22 protein-coding genes are annotated in these 18,978 nt (G+C 64.6%); 4 read left to right on the top strand and 18 right to left on the bottom strand.

All coding sequences use genetic code 11. The features are described from left to right. Nucleotides 1-225 precede the first annotated feature (225 nt). Nucleotides 226-1,500 carry a porin gene (locus FHW64_RS31465; RefSeq protein WP_184532872.1) on the top strand — a complete coding sequence of 425 codons (1,275 nt, stop codon included), beginning with the start codon at nt 226-228 and terminating at the stop codon, nt 1,498-1,500. A 37-nt stretch (nt 1,501-1,537) separates the two neighbouring features. Here FHW64_RS31465 and FHW64_RS31460 read toward each other — a convergent pair whose 3' ends face one another. After that, entirely contained in the window at nt 1,538-2,605 is a 1,068-nt protein-coding gene (locus FHW64_RS31460) for an AraC family transcriptional regulator (RefSeq protein ID WP_260306511.1), read from the bottom strand. A 108-nt stretch (nt 2,606-2,713) separates the two neighbouring features. Continuing rightward, the gene (locus FHW64_RS31455; protein WP_184532868.1) at nt 2,714-3,694 is read right to left on the bottom strand and encodes a LysR substrate-binding domain-containing protein; all 981 of its coding nucleotides are present in this window, start codon (nt 3,692-3,694) and stop codon (nt 2,714-2,716) included. 110 nt (nt 3,695-3,804) lie between these two features. Here FHW64_RS31455 and FHW64_RS31450 point away from each other — a divergent pair, with 110 nt between their 5' ends. Continuing rightward, a complete protein-coding gene (locus FHW64_RS31450) occupies nt 3,805-4,353 on the top strand; it encodes a DUF4863 family protein (RefSeq protein WP_184532866.1) in 549 nt (182 codons plus the stop codon). 21 nt (nt 4,354-4,374) lie between these two features. On the opposite strand, the gene FHW64_RS31445 is transcribed toward FHW64_RS31450, so the two are convergent. The 15 genes from FHW64_RS31445 to FHW64_RS31375 form a co-directional block, all read right to left on the bottom strand. After that, entirely contained in the window at nt 4,375-4,566 is a 192-nt protein-coding gene (locus tag FHW64_RS31445; RefSeq protein WP_184532864.1) for a 2-hydroxymuconate tautomerase, read from the bottom strand. Between the two features lie 10 nt (nt 4,567-4,576). Beyond that, a complete protein-coding gene (gene dmpH, locus FHW64_RS31440; protein WP_184532862.1) occupies nt 4,577-5,368 on the bottom strand; it encodes a 2-oxo-3-hexenedioate decarboxylase in 792 nt (263 codons plus the stop codon). Beyond that, entirely contained in the window at nt 5,365-6,408 is a 1,044-nt protein-coding gene (gene dmpG, locus FHW64_RS31435; protein ID WP_184532860.1) for a 4-hydroxy-2-oxovalerate aldolase, read from the bottom strand. Before dmpG ends, dmpH begins: the two co-directional genes overlap by 4 nt. A 9-nt stretch (nt 6,409-6,417) precedes the next feature. Then, nucleotides 6,418-7,335, bottom strand: a complete 918-nt coding sequence (locus FHW64_RS31430; RefSeq protein WP_184532858.1) for an acetaldehyde dehydrogenase (acetylating) — start codon at nt 7,333-7,335, stop codon at nt 6,418-6,420. Between the two features lie 13 nt (nt 7,336-7,348). Continuing rightward, on the bottom strand, nt 7,349-8,131 hold the full coding sequence (gene dmpE, locus FHW64_RS31425) for a 2-oxopent-4-enoate hydratase (protein ID WP_184532856.1): 783 nt from the start codon (nt 8,129-8,131) through the stop codon (nt 7,349-7,351). A 21-nt stretch (nt 8,132-8,152) separates the two neighbouring features. Continuing rightward, nucleotides 8,153-8,977: an alpha/beta fold hydrolase gene (locus FHW64_RS31420; RefSeq protein ID WP_184532854.1), complete on the bottom strand. Its 825-nt coding sequence runs from the start codon at nt 8,975-8,977 to the stop codon at nt 8,153-8,155. Between the two features lie 10 nt (nt 8,978-8,987). Continuing rightward, entirely contained in the window at nt 8,988-10,442 is a 1,455-nt protein-coding gene (locus tag FHW64_RS31415) for a 2-hydroxymuconic semialdehyde dehydrogenase (protein WP_184532852.1), read from the bottom strand. A 10-nt stretch (nt 10,443-10,452) separates the two neighbouring features. Next, the gene (locus FHW64_RS31410) at nt 10,453-11,385 is read right to left on the bottom strand and encodes a catechol 2,3-dioxygenase (protein ID WP_184532850.1); all 933 of its coding nucleotides are present in this window, start codon (nt 11,383-11,385) and stop codon (nt 10,453-10,455) included. Between the two features lie 22 nt (nt 11,386-11,407). Further along, complete coding sequence (locus FHW64_RS31405; protein ID WP_184532848.1) at nt 11,408-11,746, bottom strand: 2Fe-2S iron-sulfur cluster binding domain-containing protein; 339 nt, start codon at nt 11,744-11,746, stop codon at nt 11,408-11,410. After that, nucleotides 11,746-12,804, bottom strand: a complete 1,059-nt coding sequence (locus FHW64_RS31400; protein WP_184532846.1) for an NADH:ubiquinone reductase (Na(+)-transporting) subunit F — start codon at nt 12,802-12,804, stop codon at nt 11,746-11,748. The genes FHW64_RS31405 and FHW64_RS31400 overlap by 1 nt, the downstream gene beginning before the upstream one ends. A gap of 19 nt (nt 12,805-12,823) precedes the next feature. After that, nucleotides 12,824-13,186, bottom strand: a complete 363-nt coding sequence (locus FHW64_RS31395) for a phenol hydroxylase subunit P4 (protein WP_184532844.1) — start codon at nt 13,184-13,186, stop codon at nt 12,824-12,826. An 88-nt stretch (nt 13,187-13,274) separates the two neighbouring features. Further along, nucleotides 13,275-14,855: an aromatic/alkene/methane monooxygenase hydroxylase/oxygenase subunit alpha gene (locus FHW64_RS31390; protein WP_184532842.1), complete on the bottom strand. Its 1,581-nt coding sequence runs from the start codon at nt 14,853-14,855 to the stop codon at nt 13,275-13,277. 28 nt (nt 14,856-14,883) lie between these two features. Next, nucleotides 14,884-15,180 carry an MmoB/DmpM family protein gene (locus FHW64_RS31385; protein WP_184532840.1) on the bottom strand — a complete coding sequence of 99 codons (297 nt, stop codon included), beginning with the start codon at nt 15,178-15,180 and terminating at the stop codon, nt 14,884-14,886. A 20-nt stretch (nt 15,181-15,200) separates the two neighbouring features. Beyond that, the gene (locus tag FHW64_RS31380) at nt 15,201-16,196 is read right to left on the bottom strand and encodes an aromatic/alkene monooxygenase hydroxylase subunit beta (protein WP_184532839.1); all 996 of its coding nucleotides are present in this window, start codon (nt 16,194-16,196) and stop codon (nt 15,201-15,203) included. Between the two features lie 17 nt (nt 16,197-16,213). Then, complete coding sequence (locus tag FHW64_RS31375) at nt 16,214-16,492, bottom strand: phenol hydroxylase subunit (RefSeq protein WP_311733411.1); 279 nt, start codon at nt 16,490-16,492, stop codon at nt 16,214-16,216. A 558-nt stretch (nt 16,493-17,050) separates the two neighbouring features. Between FHW64_RS31375 and FHW64_RS31370 the strand changes: the two genes are divergently transcribed. Then, nucleotides 17,051-17,404, top strand: coding sequence for a hypothetical protein (locus FHW64_RS31370; protein ID WP_184532837.1), 354 nt, complete (start codon nt 17,051-17,053; stop codon nt 17,402-17,404). Between the two features lie 283 nt (nt 17,405-17,687). Here the strand turns inward: FHW64_RS31370 and FHW64_RS31365 are convergent, their stop codons facing one another. After that, entirely contained in the window at nt 17,688-18,350 is a 663-nt protein-coding gene (locus tag FHW64_RS31365; protein ID WP_184532835.1) for a hypothetical protein, read from the bottom strand. Nucleotides 18,351-18,487: 137 nt separating this feature from the next. Between FHW64_RS31365 and FHW64_RS31360 the strand changes: the two genes are divergently transcribed. Then, entirely contained in the window at nt 18,488-18,955 is a 468-nt protein-coding gene (locus FHW64_RS31360) for a hypothetical protein (protein ID WP_184532833.1), read from the top strand. Nucleotides 18,956-18,978: the final 23 nt, after the last annotated feature.

Genomic DNA, 18,978 nt, shown 5'->3' with positions numbered 1-18,978 from the left:
CACGCGGCGGCGCGCGCACTGTCCGCAATCTGCGAGCGCATTCGGCGCTCATTGCATGCGCGCAACACGTCGAAAAGCGCCGTGAGCGCAACGGAACGATTCGAAGGTTCTTCTGCACAGTCGAGACCGCCGATCGAGGTCGGCTCCGCTGGAATAGCTGCAGCTTCCAACTGGAGGTTGGCCCGTTCGCACGGGTCCATTGCATAACCCGTGGAGAAACCTGGAATGAAGAAATCACTCGTCGCCCTTGCGGCGCTGGCAGTGGCCGGCGCCGCATCGGCTCAATCGTCAGTCACGCTGTTCGGTGTGGTGGATGCGGCCTTCAGCGGCTTTTCGAACAAGACCGAAACCGCCGCAGGCAAGAGCATCACGACCAGCCAGACGATCATGCGCAACTCGGGCTACAACGCCAGCCGCCTGGGCTTCCGCGGCCAGGAGGACCTCGGCGGCGGCCTCGCCGCGGGCTTCTGGCTCGAAGCCGCATTGGGCAATGACGATGGCACCTTCGGCGCTGGCCTCAACGGCGCGCCGGCGAGCAGCCAGCTCTTCAACCGGCGCTCGACCCTGAGCCTGTCGGGCGTCTTCGGCGAGCTGCGCATGGGCCGCGACTACGTGCCTACTTTCTGGAACGACATCGTGTTCGATCCGTTCGGCATCAACGGCGTCGGGACCAACCTGATCCTTTCGGCCAGCGGCTTCAATTCGCAAGGCGCGGTCACCAACGGCTTCAGCGCCAACCCGACGCAGATCCGCGCCAGCAACTCGGTCGGCTACTTGCTGCCGCCCAACCTTGGCGGCTTCTATGGCCAGGTGATGTACGCATTCAACGAGCAGACGAGCTATGACCCCGGCAGCTTCACGCCGCCCACAGCCGCGGCGATCGCGGCCAACCCGTCCCTTGCCACCACAGGCAACAACGCCAGGGTGGGCCGCAACGTCAGCGGCCGATTCGGCTACGCGAACGGGCCGCTGGATGTCGCCGCGTCATACGGCGCGAGCACCATCGCATCCAACTACTTCCTCGGCACCACGACCAATCTCGACACCTGGAACCTGGGCGCGTCCTACGACTTCGGCGTCGTGAAGGTGTTCAGCGAGTACTCGAACAACAAGCTCAAGATCGAAAACTCCAATCCCCTGGCCAATCCGCTCGGCTTTCGCGAGCCCGGCGCAAACGGCTGGCTGCTCGGCGCGACGGTGCCCGTCGGCCCCGGGCTGATCCGCTTCGCGTATTCGGCGGTCAAGTACAACAACATCACGCGACTGAACCAGGTGTTCGGCGTCGCCGATGCACCCGAGGCCGACAAGTGGGCACTGGGCTACGTTCACAACCTGTCGAAGCGCACCGCCCTCTATGCGACGGTCGCGCGCGTGAACAACAAGAACGGTGCGGACCTGACCGTGGGCGGCCCGAACTACTTCACCGCGAATGCCGTGACCGGCGCGCTCACGCCGAAGAGCTCGACCGGCTACGACCTGGGTATCCGGCACGCCTTCTGAGGCGACGACGCTTGACGCGCCGAAGCGGGTTGGCCCGCTAGGCTGCGTCCTCCGCGCCACTCCGAAGGCTCTGCCGCATTGCCCTCGGCGAGACACAGTGCCAGCGCTTGAAGGCGCGGCTGAAGCTCGTGAGCTCCGCGTAGCCGAGCTGCGAAGCAATGGCCTCGATCGGAAGGTCCGTGTTCTGCAGGTACCAGGTTGCCTGCGACTTGCGCAGTTGCTCCTTCAGGTCGGAGTAGGTGGTTCCGCTTTCGGCCAGTCGACGCGCCATCGTCTGCACCGAGATGCCCAGGTCCGAGGCCAGCTCGCGAGAGCCCGGGTCCTTCGTCAACCGCTCCACCAGCGCGCGTCGCACACGATGCGCGAACTGCCCTTGCGCCAGTTCGGCTTCCGTCTGCTGGCAAGCGCGCGCCGCGTCGAGAAACTCCTTCGCGTTTGCGGAGACGCAAGGCACCCGCAACAGCTCGGCCGGCATGGCGAATGCCAGATGCTCGTGATCGAACTCGACATTGCGCAAGTACCGCTGATAGGTGAGATCGCCGCCGGCAGGGCGTGCATGCGGCAAGCAGACGACCAGTTCATCCGCGGGACGCCCGAGCATCGCTTCGAGCAACCGCCAGTGGGCGCCGACGATGAACTGGGTGACGAAGTCTTGCACCTCGTGCAGCGGCCTCGTCGGCCTGACTTTGAAGATGCTCCAGCGCGGACCGGCTTCCAGGTGGAAGTCCACTCGCCCGAAGAGCAACCGGCCGTGCCGGCTCATGAACTGAAGGCCGTGGCCCACGTCACGGCTGGTCACCGCCGCGATGCCCACCTGGCTGTGATAGGGCTGGAGCATCAGGCCGGCCAGGAGCCCGAGCGCCGGCTCTCCGCTGCATTGGATCGCCTGCGCGATGAAGCGGCGGAACACGACGAGGTCCATGGCTCGTCCCTCCGAGAGGTCCTGCCACGCGAGGCCCGCATCCGCGAGCAATGCCGAAGGCGCAATACCTCTTCCGCTCAAGCAATCCAGCACGCATCTCGCATAGACGGGCGGCGCGCTCTGGAATCCGTTTGGCGTGGGGAAGTGCGGCGCCTCGGCTTGCCTCGATCGTTCTCGTAGCATTTCAATGAACGCTGCTGTTCTTGTGGCGGCGAGTCTAGAGACGCAACCGCCCGCGCACTATCCACTAACTGCCGCGAACCGGACGGGTCGAAGCCGAATCCTGCTTGCCTAGGCCAGCGCCTTTTCAGCATCCCTGGCCGTCTGCGCGATCATCTCGCGCAGCCAGACGTGGCCCACATCGTGTTCGTCGCGACCATGCCAGACCGCGCGCATGCTCGACGTTCCGGCTTCGTACGGCGGCTGCCGCCGAACCAGCTCTCCGCTCTTCGTCAGCGCGACGGCCAGGGACGCGGGCACGATGGAGAGCATCTGCGTGTCCCGAAGCAGCGCCGGAATGGCGAGCGAGTGCGGGACGGTCATTCGCAGCCGGGGCGCCTCTCCTGACGCGTGGAGCGCCTCTTCCAGTGCATGCCGGTCGAACATCTCCGACTGGCGCGCGAGCCCCCGTTCAACGATGAATCCACCGACCGCACCCTCCTCCTGCCCGCCAACGGAGAGGGTGACGAGCGGGTACTTCGTCAGGTCGGCGCGCGTGAGCTTGCGGCGGGAGGCCGGATGTCCCTTGCGCATCAGGATGGCCTCCCCTTGTGACATCAGCGTTCTCGAGTTCAGGCGGGGCGGAATCTGCGAAAAGATTCCGATCGCAAGGTCGATGCGCCCGAGGTCGATCTGCTCGGCGAGGTCCAGACGCGTCGATGGCCGGATGACGAGGTCGATACCCGGCGCGACCTTTTGCAACTCACGGGACAACGGCGCAACGAGCACGACGGTGACGTGATCGTTCGCGGCGATGACGAAACGCCGCGTCGACCTTTCGGGCGAAAAGGGCTCGACACCGAGTGCGTCCTCGATCCGGCGCAGGGATTCGCGCAGCATCGGCGCCATTGCCGTTGCACGGCCGGTCGGCACCATGCCCTTGCCCGTGCGCATGAAGAGTTCGTCGCCCACGAGTTCACGCAGCCTCCTCAATGCATGGCTCACTGCCGATTGCGTGAGATGAAGGCGCTTGCCTGCAAGCAGCAGATTGCGCTCTTCATAGACCGCCTCGAACACCTTCAACAGATTCAGGTCCGTGCGCCCGATGCTCATGGTGTATCTCCGTGACGTGAATGGCGTGCATTATGAGATTGCAAAGACATCAGTTCCATTCAACTCGATGTTTGCCGAAGATCACGTCCATCCCTTTCAGGAGACGCGAAATGACAGTCGAAACCCTCATCGAAGACCGTGAAGCGCTGATCGAGCGATGCATTCCCTTCCTCGAGGAAGTGAAGGACATGACCACCGGCACCGAGGTCGAGCGCTGGCTGAACCGGAAGTACGGGCCCGAGAGCGAGCTCTACCAGACCCTCGCTCACCTGATCAAGAACGGCGTCAACGACGGCTGGGCGGCGAACATCGAGATCGACGGCCCGACATACCGCCGCAGTCGCATCGCGGAGCCCTCCGAGCGCACGCGCCACTTCAGCATCACCGCCGTGTACATGGACAGCACCGGGAACAGCCAAGGCCACGCCGATCACCGGTTCCGCGGGCAATACCACGGGCACCCTTACGGCGAGTTCAACATGGTCGTGCCGCTGAATCCCGGGGCAGCCTTGAATGGCCCGAACGGCTGGTGCTCCAGCGGCTGGACCGCTCCATCACCTGGCAGTCAACACTATCCGGAAGCGAAGGGCGGTGCAGTCATTGCGCTGTTCTTCCTGCCCTCCGGACGGATTTCGTACCACGACGCACCGCAGGAGTGATGCTCCGCGCTGCGGGACGTTCTAGCGTCCTAGATCCTTCGCACTCACGCCCGCGATGCCCCAGTTCTCCTTGGGCACGTCGTGCAGCCACACGCGCACGTTGGCCTTGGGCGCTCCGACGGCCTCGACGATGGCCTCGGTGACCTTCTCGATCAACGCGCGCTTCTGCTCCTCCGTCCGTCCTTCGATGAGGTAGATCTGTGCGAATGGCATGGTGTCCTCCTCATTCCACGAAGCGCAGCCCGACACTGCCCATGCCCTGCACGCGCAGCGTGACGGAATCGCCCGCCGCAACGGCCACAGCCTCCGTGATGCCGCCCGAGAGGATCAGCGTGCCCGCCGGAATCTCTTCGCCACGCGCGCCGAGGTGATTGGCCAGCATCGCGATCGCTGCCGCCGGATGGCCCAGCACCGCCGCGCCCGCCCCGAAAGCCACGGGCTCGCCGTTCTTCTCCAGCACGATGCCGATGGTGCGCAGGTCGACTTCCGAGGCCGGTATCGCACGGCCACCGACGACGAAGCGCGCCGCAGAGGTGTTGTCCGCCACGACGCTCTTCAGGTCGAACTTGAAGTCGCGGTAGCGGCTGTCGATGACCTCGATGCCCGGCAGCACGAAGTCCGTGGCCGCGAGCACCGCGCCGATGTGGCAGCCGGGCCCTTTCAATGCGCGTCGCGTGACGAAGGCAATCTCCGGCTCGACCTTGGGATGAATGAGTTCGCTCACGCGGCACTCTCCGCCCTCGGGCACTGCAAAGTTGTCTGCCAGGAAGCCGAAGACCGGCGTCTCGACGCCCATCTGCTTCATCTTGGCGTGCGAGGTCAACCCGGCCTTCAGCCCGATGATGCGATGGCCGCGATCGGTCTTGCGCCGCCGGATCGCATCCTGAATGGCGTAGGCGTCGTCCCAATCCATCTGCGGATGCTCGTCGGTGATCTTCGGCGTGTCGCGCGCTTCGAGCTCGCAGGATTCGAGATGCGCGGCGAGGCCAGCAATGGTTTGTGCGTCGAGTTTCATGCGTGTACCTCCTGCTGCGCAGTGCGCGTGCGGGCCAGGGTGATGGCCGTGTCTTCGATCATGTCTTCCTGCCCGCCGACCATGCCGCGGCGGCCCAGCTCGACGAGGATTTCCCGCGCGGGAACGCCCCACTTCTGCTCGGCGCGCCTTGCGAACAGCAGGAAGCTCGAATACACGCCCGCATAGCCGAGCGTGAGGGAATCGCGGTCGACGCGGATGGGCTGATCCATGATCGGCACCACGCGGTCTTCGGCCACGTCCTGAATCGCAAAGACGTCGACGCCGGTTGCAATGCCCATGCGGTCGCACACTGCAACGAAGACTTCGAGCGGCGTGTTGCCCGCGCCCGCGCCCAGGCCGGCCGCAGCCGCATCGATGCGATTCGCGCCCGCCTCGACGGCTGCAACCGAGTTCGCCACGCCCATGGCGAGGTTGTGGTGGCCGTGGAAGCCCAGTTCCGTCTCGGGCTTGAGTACAGCGCGCACTGCTGCGATGCGCGCCTTCACGTCGTCCGGCAGCATGTAGCCCGCCGAATCAGTCACGTAGATGCAGTTCGCGCCATAGCCTTCCATCAGCAGGGCCTGTTCCACCAGCTTCTGGGGAGTGGCCATGTGGGCCATCATCAGGAAGCCGACCGTGTCCATGTCGAGCTTGCGCGCCATGGTGATGTGCTGCTCCGACACGTCGGCCTCGGTGCAGTGCGTCGCGACACGGATCGTGTGCACCCCGACTCCATGGGCCATGCGCAGGTGGTCGACCGTGCCGATGCCGGGGATCAGCAGCGCGGACACCTTCGCCTTCTTCATGCGCGGAATCACCGCACAGAGGTACTGCTCGTCGCTGTGCGCCGGAAAGCCGTAGTTGACCGAACTGCCGCCGAGGCCGTCACCGTGCGTGACTTCGATCAGCGGCACACCCGCTGCATCGAGGCCGGTCGCGATGTCGCTCATCTGTTCGAGCGACATGCGGTGGCGCTTGGGATGCATGCCGTCGCGCAGCGTCATGTCGTGGAGAGTGACGTGTCTTCCTTCGAGTGCCATGGAGTGCTCCTATGCGGTGACGGCTTCGGCCTGCGCGTCGCTGGCCAGCATGGATTCGGCGAACATCTCCGCCGTTCGTGCAGCGGCGGCGGTCATGATGTCGAGGTTGCCGGCGTACTTGGGGAGGTAGTCGCCCAGGCCTTCGACCTCGAGGTAGATGGAAACGCGCTTGCCGTCGAACACGGGGCCGTTCACCAGCTTGTAGCCCGGCACGTAGCGCCGCACTTCGGCAATCATGCGATGCACCGAGGCCGTGATCGCTTCCTGGTCCGGCTCGTCTTCCGTCAGGCAATGCACGGTGTCGCGCATGATCAGCGGCGGCTCCGCGGGGTTGATGATGATGATCGCCTTGCCCACCGCGGCGCCACCGACACGCTCGACCGCGCCGGCCGTGGTGCGCGTGAACTCGTCAATGTTGCGACGCGTACCGGGCCCGACCGAGCGGCTCGACACGGTGGCGACGATCTCGCCGTACGCCACCTTCTGCACCCGCGAGACGGCAGCCACCATCGGGATGGTGGCCTGTCCACCGCAGGTGACCATGTTGACGTTCATCGGTCGCTCGCCCGCGAGCTGGTCGCGCAGGTTGACCGGCGGCACGCAGAACGGCCCGATGGCCGCCGGCGTGAGGTCGATCATCAGCACGCCGAGCGCATTCAGCTTGGCGCTGTTCTCGGCATGCACATAGGCGCTGGTCGCATCGAAGGCGATGCGGATTTCGTCGGCCTCCACGTGCGGCAGCAGGCCGTCAACGCCATCGGCGGTGGTCTTCAGGCCCATCTCGCGGGCGCGCTTCAGGCCGTCGGATTCGGGGTCGATGCCCACCATCCACACAGGCTCCAGCACCGGACTGCGCTGCAGCTTCGCCAGCAGGTCCGTGCCGATGTTGCCGGGCCCGATCAGGGCGCACTTGATCTTCTTGCTCATGGGTGAGTCCTTCTCAGTGGAAACGGACCGAGCAGCCGCCAAGGCCGCCGATCGAAACGCGGAAGTTGTCGCCCGCCGCGGCAGGGAACATCGCCGCGAGCGCACCCGAGAGCACGACTTCGCCGGCCTTCAGGCCGATGCCCAGCTTGCCGAGCGTGTTCGCGAGCCATGCCACGGCATTGACGGGCGAGCCGAGCGCGGCCGCGCCGGCACCGGTGGCGACGATCTCGCCGTTCTTCTCCAGCACCATGCCGCAGGTCACGAGATCGATGCGGCGCGGGTCGACCGCACTGTCGCCGAGCACGAACACGCCGCACGATGCGTTGTCGGCCACGGTGTCCGCGATCTTGATCTTCCAGTCGCGGATGCGCGAATCGACGATCTCGAAACACGGCATCACGCATTCGGTGGCCGCGAGCACGTCGGCATTGCCGATGCCGGGCCCCATCAGGTCGCGCTTGAGCAGGAAGGCGATCTCGCCCTCCGCCTTGGGCTGGATCAGCGTGCGCGTGTCGATGGATTCACCCTCGTTCACCACCATGCCGTCGAGCAGGTAGCCGAAGTCGGGCTGGTACACGCCCAGCATGTTCATCACGGCGCGCGAGGTGACGCCGATCTTCTTGCCGACGATGCGCTCGCCGGCATCGAGGCGGCGCGCGATCATCCGTTGCTGCACACGATAGGCGTCTTCGATGCCAATGCCTTCATGGCGATTGGTCAGCGGCTCCACGACCTGGCGGTCGCGCAGCGCGGCGTAGAGCTCGTCGCCGAGCTTCTCGATGAGTTGGGAGTCCATGGTTCTTTCCATTGCGATGAATCAAAGGTCTTCGGCCAGGAAGTCGCGCACCAGCCGCACGAAGCGCGCGCTGTGCTCGATCTGCGTCCAGTGGCCGCACCGGCCGAACACGTGGAGCTGGCTGCGTTGAATCCACCGCGAGAGCGTGAGCGAGGTCGCGAGCGGGATCACTTCGTCTTCGCGGCCATGGATCAGCAACGTCTCGTGCGGCAGCGCGCGGATCGCAGCCTCGGGGCTTGCCATGGCGTCGACCCAACGCTGGCGCGGCGCGGGGAACATCGCGGCAAAGCTCTCCTGGAAGCCGGGGCGGATGCTGGCTTCGTAGCGCAGCTGCGCGAGTTCGTCCGTGACCAGCGTTCGATCGAAGGCGAACACATCCATGATGCGGCGCATGTTCTCGAACGAAGGCGTGTAGCCCCAGACCGCGTCGAGTCCGGGTGTGATCGCGAACGGCACGCCCACGCTGCCCATCAGCACCAGTCGCCGTACGCGATGCGGTGCGCGGATCGCCAGTGCCAGCGACAACGCACCCCCGAACGAGTTGCCGACGAGATCGGTGCGCTCGATGTCCAGTGCGTCGAGCAGGTCGAGCGCCTGCTGCACCCACGCGTCCATCGTGTAGACCGCACCGGGTACGCGCTCGGTAAAGCCGAACCCTGCCATGTCGGGCGCAATCACGCGCCGCGTCTTCGCAAGCTCGGGCAATACCAGCCGCCAGTTGGCCCACGCGCTCACGCCGGGGCCCGAACCGTGGATGAAGAGCACCGGCGCGCCGTCGCCCACGTCGTGCACGTTGGTATCGAAGGCGCCGGTGCGCACGCTGCGCGCAATCTCGGGATTGCTCATCGTGGCCACCTCAGAGCTTGATGCAGACGTTGCGCAGCTCGGTATAGAACTCGAGCGAATGCACACCGCCCTCGCGCCCAATGCCCGAGGCCTTGGCGCCGCCGAAGGCCGTTCGCAGGTCACGCAGGAACCAGCTGTTGATCCAGCAGATGCCCACCTCGACCTGCTTTGCGACGCGGTGCGCGCGGCCGAGGTTCTGCGTCCACACGGTGGTGGCGAGGCCGTAGTCCGTCGCGTTGGCGAGCGCGATCGCCTCTTCCTCCGTGTCGAAAGGCGCGATGTGGCAGCACGGGCCGAAGATCTCCTCGCGGATCACCGCCGCCGTCTCGGGCAGGCCCGTCCAGATGGTCGGCTGCACCCAATGGCCTTCCGCCAGTGCGCCCTTCATCGTCGGCACGCCACCGCCGGTGACCACGGTCGCGCCTTCGCGTACTGCCTTCTCGTAGTACGACAGCACCTTCTGCCTGTGCTCCTGAGAGATCAGCGGGCCAATGCTCACGCCGGCTTCTTCCGAAGGGCCGGGCTTGAGCGCCTCGGCCTTCTCCTTGAGCGCGGCAACGAAGCGATCGAAGATCGGCCGCTCCACATACACACGCTCGGTGCCGAGGCACACCTGCCCGCAGTTCTCGAAGGCCGATCGCGTGATGCCGGCCACCGCCTTGTCGAAGTCGGCATCGGCAAACACGATGCCGGCGTTCTTGCCGCCGAGCTCGAAGGACACCGGCCGCACGCCCTTGGCCGCCGCGGCCATGATCGCCTCGCCAGTGCGCGTCTCACCGGTGAAGGTGATGCCGTTCACGCCCGGATGCCGCGTGAGGAATTCACCGGCCGAATCCGGCCCGAAGCCATGCACCACGTTGTAGACGCCGGGCGGGATGCCGACAGCGTTCATCACCTCGCCGAGCAACGTGGCCGTGGCCGGCGTCTCTTCCGAGGGCTTGACCACCACGGTGTTGCCGCAGGCCAGTGCCGGGCCGACCTTCCAGGTCATCAGCAGCAGCGGCAGGTTCCACGGGCACACGACGCCGATCACGCCCACGGGCGAGCGGATCGCGTAGTTGAGCGCCTGGCCGCCATCCGGCGTCGCCATCTCGAAGCTCTCCGTGGGCACGTTCTTCACGATGTCGGCAAACACCTTGAAGTTGGCCGCGCCACGCGGGATGTCCACGTGCGACGCAAGCGCATGCGGCTTGCCGGTGTCGGCCATCTCGGCTTGCAGGAAGTCGTCGAATCGCCGGTTGATCTCGTCGGCCACCGCGTGCAGCAGCTCGACGCGGCGCGTGACCGTCATGCGGCCCCACTCCCCGTGGAGTGCGTTGCGTGCTGCGCGTACCGCCGCGTCGACTTCGTCGGCACCGGCCTCGTGCACGAGGCCGAGCACGCGGTTGTCCACCGGCGCGCGGTTCTCGAAGGTCTTGCCGGTGGCAACGAACTCGCCGCCGATGAAGTTCATGTACTGCTTCATGGCCGCGCCCTCAGGTCAGCACCGAGAGGAAGTTCTCGTTGAGCTTGCGGTCGTGATAGAAGATCGCGCGCCCGAGTTCGTCGTCGGTCCACACCAGCGCCGGCTTGTCCGGGTAGTAGATGTAGCCGCCGGAGAAGACCTCGTTGCGATTGCCGCTCGGATCGAAGAAGTAGATCGTCTCGCCGCGCGTAATGCCGTGGCGCGTCGGGCCGATGTCGAGCGACACGCGCTTCTTGGTGATGATGTCGGCCGCCTTCAGCACCTCGCCCCAGTTGTCGAGCATGAACGACGCGTGGTGGAACTTGTTCTTTTCCGGATGACGAATGAACGCGATGTCATGCGGCTTGGTCGAGCAGGTGAGGAAGGCCGCGATCAGCATCTTCTCGGGGCCGGCCACCACCTTCTCGGCCAGTTCGAAGCCGAGGATCTCGGTGAACACTTTCACGGTGCCGTCGAGGTCGTCGCCGTACAGCAGACAGTGATCGAAGCGCGACGGCGCCATGCCCTTGAGGTCGTCGGGCGAGACCTCCGGGTTCTCGTAGGGCATGCCGTTGCCGACCTTCTCCTTCTCGGCATAGAGCTCCATCACGTGGCCCGTGGGCACCGTGAAGCGGAAGCGCCTTCCGGTGCGCACATGCTCGCCGGCCTCGACCCAGCCGATGTCGGTCGCGAGGCCGCTGGCCTTGAGGTCGGCGGCGAGCTTTTCGAGCGTCGCGTTCGAATCGACGCGGAAGCCCATGAAGTCCATGCCGGCGGTGTCGGCCTCGCGCAGCACGACGCTGTGGTGGTCATGCTCGTCCCAGGCCTTGAGGTAGATGCGGCCCTGCGCGTCACGCGCGGTCTCGATGAGGCCGAGCACATCGCGGTAGTGCTTCAGTGCCGCTTCCATGTCGAGCACGCGAAGTTGAACGTGGCCGGGTCGAAGGACGCCAGTGAGTGCCATGGTGAGTCTCCTTGGTGGGGTTTCAGGGGTGGGGATGGGGTTGCGCCAGATGGCGCTCGATGCAACGGGCCATACGCGGGGCGGCGCGCAGCTCCAGGTCGCTTTGCGGATAGGCGCGGCAGGCCAGCACGAAGCCCTGCGCTTCCTCGTCGGCGGTCACGTGGCAGCGGCTCATGCGTTCGCAGCGCGCGCGGCCCGATTCGATGCGGACCTTGCACACGCCGCAGCCGCCGCCACGGCAACCGACCGGGATGCCCTTGCGGCCGAGCTGCTCCATGCCGCCGAGCAGGGTCTGGTCGGGCCGGCAGGTGTAGCGCTCCTGCGTGTTGCCGATCGCGACGGAAAAGCTTGTCGTCGTCATCACAGGGCCTTGAACAGAGGGCTGCGCGGCGCGGCCGAAGCGGCGTCGGCAGCGGTGAAGAACTTCTCCGTGTAGATGTCGCGCTCGAAGAGCCGGCCCTGCATCAGCGTGGCGATGCAGGCCTCGGTCATCGGCGGCGGTCCGCACAGGTAGGCCTTGTGGCCGCGGAAGTCGTTCGCGAAGTGCGCCTTGAGCGCTTCGTGAGCGAAGCCGCGCGCGCCGCGCCAGTCTTCCTCCGGCGCGATGTCGGACAGCACCGGCAGGTAGGTGAAGTTCGGATGCCGGTCCGCGAGCGCCTCGAAGAGTTCGTGGAAGTAGAGCTCCTCGCGATTGCGCGCACCCTGGATCAGCGTGATCGGCAGCTCGCAGCCTTCGGCCAGCAGGTCGAGCACCATCGATTTCGGGCTCGACAGCCCCGAGCCGCCAGCGACGAAGATCATCGGCACGGCGGCCGACTTGCGCACGAAGAAGCGGCCGTTGGGTGCCGTGAAGCGCACGCGCTGCCCTTGCTGGAGTTCGTCATGCAGCCAACCGGTCGCGCGGCCGTTGGGCACGCGACGGATGTGCAGTTCGATCAGGTCGTCCTGCGGCGCATTGGCGATCGAGAAGGCGCGCGCGCTCTCCACGCCCGGCACGTGCAGCATCACGTACTGGCCCGCCTGGAAAGGCACTGGCCGCTCCGTGCGCAGCCACAGGCCGCGGATGGTGGGTGTGAGCATTCGTGCCTCGGCGACTTCGGCCTCGAAGTCCTCGAGCTGCAGGAACTGCGCATCGGGGTCCTCGTCGATCTCGGCCTCGATGACGATGTCGCCCTGCGCCATCGCGCAGCAGGCGAGGATCTTTCCTTCGTCGCGTTCGAAGTCCATCAACGCGAAGTTGGACGAATCACCGTGGTCGCACTCGCCTTCGAGCACCTGCACCTTGCACGTGCCGCAGACGCCGTGGCCGCAGGCATGCGGCAGCCACACGCCGGCTCGCAGGCAGGCGTCGAGCACCGTCTGGCCGTCACGCGCCTCGATGCCCTGCCCGATCGGCTCGATCATGATCTGGAAGCTCATGGCCGTCTCCCTTGCTGCCTCAGCTCGCCGAGCCCTTGATGCCCTTCAGGCCGGGCACGCGGAAGCGGATCACGGACTTGTGGCCGAGCCCGTTGTCGGCCAGCGACTTCGCCGGATCGGGCGTGAAGGGCTTGCCGGAATCGAACCACTGCGCCTTCGACCAATCGATCTTCTCGAAGTCGGGATGGCTTCCGTAGACACCTGGCAGTACATCGCTGAGCAGCGCGCCAAAAGGCATCGACGGCGGCAGCGGCAGGCACACCGGCGAGCAGAACAGCAGGTGGTCTTCCCAGCCGATGTAGAGCAGGCGATTGCCGTGGAAGCGATCTTCGGTGTCGGCAACGGTGCCGCTGTAGCCGGGTTGGAGTGCAACGACTGACATTTCGGTCTCCTTGTTTCGGGATGAGCTCCGCCAACGCAGCGCGCGCGGCGCGCTGCAGGCTCGGTGATGAATCGCGATTGCTACGGGTTCAGGCGGCTTTCACCTGCGATGAGGACAAGTCCTGCCCGGTCCATCGCTCCCAGTTCGCCTTGTCGGGCGAGCTGTTGAACTCGCCGTTGTCGGCGCCGTTGTTGATGTGGTAGTAGTCCAGCACCGCGGCGAGCGGGTTGAAGCCCTCCACTGTCGGATCGGTGCCTTCCGGGAAGCAGTTGCCCTGGTAGATCTGATGCACCGGCAGCCACGCCTGCACGTACTTCTCGGGCTCGCCGTCGAACACATCCTTGCAGCCGTCCGAGCAGAAGTGATGCTTCATGCCGTGGTAGGTGCTCTCGCGGTAGCAGATCTTGGTCGGGTCGTCCGGCTCGGTAAAGAACATCGGGATCTGGCAGGTCTGGCACAGCATCGGCAGCGTGTTGTTGAACCAGCGCTTGCCGGCCTTCTCCTGCTCGGCGAGCCACTCGAAGCGCGGGCGGTAGAGGCGATCGAAGGTCTCGGGGTACTTCTCCGAGAGCCAGTCCATCTCCTCGGCGCGCGGGACCCACACGTTGAAGTTGGCCGCGTGGCCGTAGTTGTTGAAGACGCTCCAGGCTTCGTGCGAGAGGCGGCTCTTTTCCTTCGTCGCGACCTCGTGGTACTTGGGCATGCGGATGCCGTAGCGCGCGAGATCCTGGAACAGTGCGCCACCGTTCTTCTCGAAGTACATCTCCCAGGCCTCGGACCAGCTCATCACGCGCTTGGGCAGCATGTAGTCCATCATCATCGAGACCAGCGTGAGCAGGCGGTAGCCCCGCCAGAACCACTTGTCGATCCACTTCTGCACGATCGGCACGTTGTCCGGGTCCTGCTCGAGAAGAAACTTCACCACTTCCAACCCCAGCGTCATGTGGCGCGACTCGTCGCTCTGCGCCGAGAAGCCGAAGGTCACGGTCGCCATGTCACCGTTGTAGGCCGCGCCGCTCATGAAGGGCATGAACAGCAGGTTGGTCAGCACGTATTCGAAGGAGAACGAGATCGCGGTGACGAACTCGAACGGCCCTGCGCTCATCGCATCCTCGAAGTAGCTCTTGGGTACCGAGAGGTACCACACGCGGTCGTGCATGTGCTGCGGATCATGCAGGCCGTTGAAGAACTTGTTGAAGTGGCTGATGGTGTGGAACTGCGTCTGCGCATGGCGCAGCTCGTCGATGGACTGCATCTGGCAGGCCACACGCGCGCCGACGCCACGGAACGACCGGCCCGCCATTGCGTAGCCGCGATGTGCCGCGTATTCGAGCGGCGACACGCCGGAGAGGAACAGCTTGAGCGTGTTCAGGTAGCGCGGATCGCTGACGTTGAACTGCCCGTTGTTCTGCTGGAAGGCGTCGATGATCGCGTAGAGCTTCTTTTCCTTCTCGCCCTGGAACTTCCAGTAGGCGTCCATGGTGAGGCGGAAGGGGTCTTCCCACTTGTCCCAGTCATGGATCTTGATGCCTTCGAACTTGTCGAAGGGAAACACGTCGTCCATCGACTCGTAGGTGGTGTCCCAGCCGAGGCCGCGGGTCATCATCGCGTAGCGTTCCTTCAGGCCGAGGCGGGGCTTGGAGCGCGGGGTGCTGTTTGCTTGTGTCATGGCTTGTTCCTCGATTCGGTTGCTGGGCTCAGGCACCCCAGTGCAATGTGAACTCGTCGTCGCTCTCGTCGATGTTTCCAGAGAGGGATATGAGGCTCAGGTGGATCTCCTGCATGCTCCACGGGCGGCCCACACGGTCTTCAACCGATTCGCGCCGGATCACGAGTCGCCCCGGCGCGTCGATCTTGACCATCGCCGGATAGTCATTGACCGTGGCCTCGGGGTTGTCTTCGACGATGGCCTCGACGATGGCGCGCGCGGTCTCGCTGGACTGCAATGCGATGAACACGGGCGGGCGGCTTGCGGCTGCGGTGGCGGTGGTCATGGGGTCTCCTTGGTTTCGGTTCACTGCTGGATGCCGAGGCGCGCGGCGCGCGCATCGAGTTCGGTCACGAGGCTTTCGAGCACGCCGGCGCCGGTGTCGTGCAGCGCGAGCGCAGCCAGCGGCTCCAGTGCCTGCGCGATCTGGTCACGCCACTGCACGTACCAGCGCGAGAGCTCTGCGGCGTTGGCCGGGGATTCGTCGACCGCGGTCTTCACCGTCGCGTCGACCCAGCGCGCGGTCTCGTCGAACCATTCGTTGGGAAACTCGGTCAGCATCGCGAGCGCGTGGCCGCTGGCGGCACTGTGCGCGTTCACATAGCGGCGGTGGATCAGCGGGTACATCAGCCCGTCGAACACCAGGCTCTGCGCAACGAAGACCTCGAACCAGTCCTTGGTGACGAAGAGCTTCTCCATCACGCGCCGCACGCCCTGCCAGGCCGGATGCTGCAGCCATGCCTGCTTGCCCGCTTCAAGAGCAGCGCCCGTGTTGCCGTCCACCTGCAGGCCGATGCGCGACATGTACTGCGCAATGCCGAGCCGGTCCATCGCAGCGAAGATGAAAGCCTGCGTGACCGCCGTGCCGTAGCCATAGCCGCAGCAATAGCTCATGTTCATGTTGGCGCCCCACTCGTAGTGGCGCAGCGGCACCATCACCTGCTGCAGCGATTCGCGCAGTTGCGGGTCGGCCTGTGCAAGAAGGCTGCGCTTCTCCGCGAACTCGAACTGCCGGTCGGCGCCCTCCTGCTGGCGGGCACGCGCCATGGTGTAGACGCCGTAGTAGTAGTGGCGCGGGTCCTTGAAGCTGTACCAGTCGGCCATTTCGATGGCGGTCCGGCGCTTGTCGTAGAGCTCGAACTCGGGCTGCCACAGCGGCCGGTAGTGGAAGTTGGCCGTGGGCTGCATGTCCAGCGTAGCCTCCTGGTAGCGCGAGGCGGGCTTGTCGCCCAGCCGTCGCGCCACGTGCGAGAAGGTCTGCCGGATCGGCCGGATGTCGGAGGTCTTGATGTCGACTTGCACGAGGGTCTCCTTGGGGGTCAGTGGTCGATGCCCGGCGCGCCGTAGCGCCACTTCATGCGCTCGTAGTCGATCCGTGCGCCCTCCTCGGGCGTCAGGTGGCTGACTGCGTGGCGCGCGCAGAACTCGCGGAACTGGTCGAACTGCATGACGAGTTCCACCGCCAGCTCCGGATCGCCGATGGCGAACTCGAATTCGACGAAGCGCGCGTCCTGCGTGCCGGTGACACGCACGAAGCAGGGCTGTCCTGTCATTTCGCCGGCACCTTGCGGGCCGCGGGGCTGGGTGGAAGGCTTCACTTGTTCAATCCATCACTTGTCGGGCAGCAACCGCGCCGCCCGTGCAATAAGGGGCAACGGCCGTGCCAGCGCGGCTAAGTGATTGATTTGTATGAAGTCGGGACCGACACCCGCCTGCAGGTGCGGGTTGTCCCGGATCATCGATTGATCATTTGCTGCGGTGCAGCTTGATCAAATGGTGAAAAACGCAACGCGCGCCGAGGGTCTGTTCATCGGCGGAGGCTTGTCGTCGACCGAGCTGTTCAGTGATCGTAGTGGCCGGAGCGTGAAAGGCTCCGGGTACAGCAATAGGGCTGGCATACTGCGCAAGTCGCGTCGAAAAAGGGCGCGATCGGGTTTGGAAGCCCGCTATGAAGTTGTTACGGCGGAAGCCGCAGTTGTCTTTGGACCTGCGGCTTCCTCGCTCGTGCTCCAGTTTTGGCGGTTCGAGCGGGAGGACGCGAGTCCTGCCGGTTTTTTCGTAAGAACTTCCCCGGTCTTCCAACCCGTTCGAGCCGCCACCCCCGTTTGGAAGCGGATGTGGCGGTTTTTGCAAACCGGAAGTTCAGGGAGGCCAACATGGCCAAATCAGTTCAAGCACCCGCGAGTGCATCCAGCGATTCCAAATCCAAGCGCGCAAGGCTCAAGGCGGTCAAACGCCGACTGGCAACACCGCGCAAATCAGCCAAGAACAGGGCGATAGGCAGCGCCTTGATGGCTGTCGAAGACGAGTTCAACAACCTGCGCGCAGCGCATTGCGCATATAGCTGCGTCGAGAACTTTTTGACGCCGATCTACCGGCACGACTTCGAGGAGTTCTTCGTTCGACCAAGCGAGTTGCGGGCTTTGTTGGAGGTAGTCAATTCAGAGATGGTGCGGCGTATGCGGACAGTGACTGATGCGCTTCAGACTGTGCGAGAGGCGTTGCACTGAATTGACCAGAGAGCTGACGTGTTCTGCTCCAGACTGGTTGCGGAAGTTGGAGACGTCAGGGCCTCACGACCGCTTTAGCGTGAGTAGCGGAAGAAGCATGCGAGGTCGCTTGCAAGGTCTGCTCAAGACTGGAGGACTAAACCGCTCTCGCGGCGCTTCGCGCACCCCATGGGCATGCCATGACCCGGTTGCCGCCACCGTTGGCGGCGAGGCAATTCCGCCTCGCCATCAACGGAGCCGCCATCATGGACACCGTCACCAAGCGCTGAACTGCGACCTCCAATCAGAACGATGAAGCTGATTCATCAGGCTCCGCCCGCATTACCTTGACCCTGCCGTGGGGTGGGGCTGCCATTTGCACGAGCAACATCTGCCTGCCGCCCAGCAACATCACATAGTGCTCTTCGAGCAGATTCCAAATGCGCTGCGTCCATTCGTGAGGCGTGTACTTCAGATCGACCGTGACCGCCCCGTCGTTCTGAAACGGCTGGAAAACATGGATAAGATCGCTGGCCCGGTCGAAAAGGAAGATGACATCGTCCACAGTTAGTCGGGGACGATCTGGCTCGGTGAGGTGATGTGCGCCCGGCGCGGTGTTCGTTATTTTCGTTGGCGTCGGAAAGAAATTCGGGTTCGCCTTCGCAAGCTTGTCGAGGATCTTGTGGGCCTTCCAATGCTGTGCATAGTCCGGATGAATCGCGGCGTAGGCGTCGCGGTGTGCGACCAAGCTGCCAAACACGACCAACTCCATACACTTGCGCAGGTGTAGGGCGATCTGTTCCCACGCGAACATCCACTCGCCAGTCGGATTGGCCTGTTTGATGCCCCTCGTCTGATCGTAGAGCCGGTCACAGGCGGCAAGCCGGTATTTCAACTCGGTCATGCATTGCCAATAGCGGCGATCTGCGTCGTCTGGCGCCGGTGTGGGCGCGGCCTCGGTTGCCATTGGGCGTTGATCGGCTGTTGCGGACGGCAGGATTGTGACACGCTGAGCCGACGTTGGTCTGCCGCGTAGGTCAGAATCGCCCAGCTATGGCTCAAGTCCCGAAGAAGCGAACCCCATCACGATCAAAGCAATTCGCAATGATCGAGAGCATCTCGATCATTGGAATCACAGAACGCATGGGACCGCTGGGGCTGCACATGTATGCCGCCTCGTTCCTTGAAGCTGCGGCATCATTGCCTCCGCCGCAAGTGCCCTTCGATCCTGTGCGACCGTATCTCACTTGCCATTCCATTGAGCTTTCGCTTAGGGCATTCATCTCAATCGGCGGCCCTACGATGCTTGCCCTTTCAGATGGCGGCCACCGGCTGAGTTCGTTGCTTGACAAGGCGCTTGCAGAAAGCTTGGCTGCGATGGTGTCGCTCACGCCTGCGCAGCGTCAAGCGATCCACCTTGCCGACGAGTACTACTCCGGCAAAGTGTTCGAATACCCTGCTGTCGGTGAAGCGATGCTCGGCTATTCGAAGATGCCGCCCATGGACGCCCTCTTGGAAGCAGCGCAGGCATTGGTCGATGGTCTTCGTATTCCCTGTCGCGAAGCACGCTGAAGTTCGGACAGTCCCCAGGTTGA

It is taken from the genome of Variovorax sp. Sphag1AA (assembly GCF_014192575.1).
GTDB lineage: Bacteria > Pseudomonadota > Gammaproteobacteria > Burkholderiales > Burkholderiaceae_C > Variovorax.
The sequence above is the reverse complement of the archived record's forward strand: the minus strand, read 5'-3'. Positions and strand labels throughout refer to the sequence as shown.

Excerpts from the sequence above, each read along its gene's own strand:
- FHW64_RS31465 (WP_184532872.1), top strand. The coding sequence starts at position 226 with ATGAAGAAATCACTCGTCGCCCTTGCGGCGCTGGCAGTGGCCGGCGCC.
- FHW64_RS31460 (WP_260306511.1), bottom strand. The coding sequence starts at position 2,605 with ATGCTACGAGAACGATCGAGGCAAGCCGAGGCGCCGCACTTCCCCACG.
- FHW64_RS31455 (WP_184532868.1), bottom strand. The coding sequence starts at position 3,694 with ATGAGCATCGGGCGCACGGACCTGAATCTGTTGAAGGTGTTCGAGGCG.
- FHW64_RS31450 (WP_184532866.1), top strand. The coding sequence starts at position 3,805 with ATGACAGTCGAAACCCTCATCGAAGACCGTGAAGCGCTGATCGAGCGA.
- FHW64_RS31445 (WP_184532864.1), bottom strand. The coding sequence starts at position 4,566 with ATGCCATTCGCACAGATCTACCTCATCGAAGGACGGACGGAGGAGCAG.
- dmpH (WP_184532862.1), bottom strand. The coding sequence starts at position 5,368 with ATGAAACTCGACGCACAAACCATTGCTGGCCTCGCCGCGCATCTCGAA.
- dmpG (WP_184532860.1), bottom strand. The coding sequence starts at position 6,408 with ATGGCACTCGAAGGAAGACACGTCACTCTCCACGACATGACGCTGCGC.
- FHW64_RS31430 (WP_184532858.1), bottom strand. The coding sequence starts at position 7,335 with ATGAGCAAGAAGATCAAGTGCGCCCTGATCGGGCCCGGCAACATCGGC.
- dmpE (WP_184532856.1), bottom strand. The coding sequence starts at position 8,131 with ATGGACTCCCAACTCATCGAGAAGCTCGGCGACGAGCTCTACGCCGCG.
- FHW64_RS31420 (WP_184532854.1), bottom strand. The coding sequence starts at position 8,977 with ATGAGCAATCCCGAGATTGCGCGCAGCGTGCGCACCGGCGCCTTCGAT.
- FHW64_RS31415 (WP_184532852.1), bottom strand. The coding sequence starts at position 10,442 with ATGAAGCAGTACATGAACTTCATCGGCGGCGAGTTCGTTGCCACCGGC.
- FHW64_RS31410 (WP_184532850.1), bottom strand. The coding sequence starts at position 11,385 with ATGGCACTCACTGGCGTCCTTCGACCCGGCCACGTTCAACTTCGCGTG.
- FHW64_RS31405 (WP_184532848.1), bottom strand. The coding sequence starts at position 11,746 with ATGACGACGACAAGCTTTTCCGTCGCGATCGGCAACACGCAGGAGCGC.
- FHW64_RS31400 (WP_184532846.1), bottom strand. The coding sequence starts at position 12,804 with ATGAGCTTCCAGATCATGATCGAGCCGATCGGGCAGGGCATCGAGGCG.
- FHW64_RS31395 (WP_184532844.1), bottom strand. The coding sequence starts at position 13,186 with ATGTCAGTCGTTGCACTCCAACCCGGCTACAGCGGCACCGTTGCCGAC.
- FHW64_RS31390 (WP_184532842.1), bottom strand. The coding sequence starts at position 14,855 with ATGACACAAGCAAACAGCACCCCGCGCTCCAAGCCCCGCCTCGGCCTG.
- FHW64_RS31385 (WP_184532840.1), bottom strand. The coding sequence starts at position 15,180 with ATGACCACCGCCACCGCAGCCGCAAGCCGCCCGCCCGTGTTCATCGCA.
- FHW64_RS31370 (WP_184532837.1), top strand. The coding sequence starts at position 17,051 with ATGGCCAAATCAGTTCAAGCACCCGCGAGTGCATCCAGCGATTCCAAA.
- FHW64_RS31365 (WP_184532835.1), bottom strand. The coding sequence starts at position 18,350 with ATGGCAACCGAGGCCGCGCCCACACCGGCGCCAGACGACGCAGATCGC.
- FHW64_RS31360 (WP_184532833.1), top strand. The coding sequence starts at position 18,488 with ATGATCGAGAGCATCTCGATCATTGGAATCACAGAACGCATGGGACCG.